This window comes from Mesorhizobium sp. M7A.F.Ca.AU.002.02.1.1 (genome assembly GCF_003998535.1).
Taxonomy (GTDB): Bacteria; Pseudomonadota; Alphaproteobacteria; order Rhizobiales; family Rhizobiaceae; genus Mesorhizobium; species Mesorhizobium ciceri.
The window spans coordinates 1-642 of record NZ_RZPB01001405.1 but is presented as its reverse complement, the minus strand read 5'-3'; the positions used below and the strand labels follow the sequence as shown (position 1 = coordinate 642).

Below are 642 nucleotides of genomic sequence, written 5' to 3'. Positions count from 1 at the left end.
GTCCAGGATTGCCTCGAGCGGGCGCTTGTGCGGCTCGACAACTGGCAGACAGGAGAAAGCCCCCGGAGGTGGCTGTTTACGATCATGCATCATTTGTTCATCGACCAGATGCGCAAGGTGAACCGCCGCGGCGAGGCGGCGATGTTGCCGCTGGAGGCGGGCGAGGCCGTTGCCCAGCCGGCAGAGCAGGTGGAGAGTATCGCCTCGCGCGAGATCATCGACGCGTTGCAGGCGATCAGCCCCGATCGACGCGCAGCTCTTGTCATGGTTGCCATCGAAGGTTTTTCCTATGCCGAAGCCGCCAACATTCTGGGCGTCCCCGCTGGCACGCTGATGTCGCGCATTGCGCGCGGGCGTGAGGAATTGCGTGGTTTGCTGGACGATACGGCGCGTCGCCGCGCGATAAGGATCGTCGAGAAATGATCCGCCGCGACTTTTCCGAACGGGACATCCACATGGCGCTCGATGGCGAGCTGCCTGCAGACGAGCGCGCCGCTTACGACGCCTGGCTCGACGCCAATCCCGAGATGAAAGCCAGGAGCGCCCGTTTCACCGCCGACCGGGCGGCGCTGCGTGCCGCCTTCGCCGGGGTGCTGGACGAAGCCGTGCCTGCGCGGTTGCGCAAGGTCGTGCTTGGCGAGG

At 65.4% G+C, this 642-nt stretch carries 1 protein-coding gene and 1 pseudogene; both read left to right on the top strand.

What is annotated here, in order from left to right; all coding sequences use genetic code 11:
• The coding region (locus EN879_RS38025) for an RNA polymerase sigma factor (protein ID WP_164750305.1) at positions 1-423 on the top strand (423 nt) is incomplete at its 5' end.
• Positions 420-642: pseudogene (locus EN879_RS38020) on the top strand (anti-sigma factor); the annotation flags it as partial. The gene EN879_RS38025 and the pseudogene EN879_RS38020, both read left to right, overlap by 4 nt.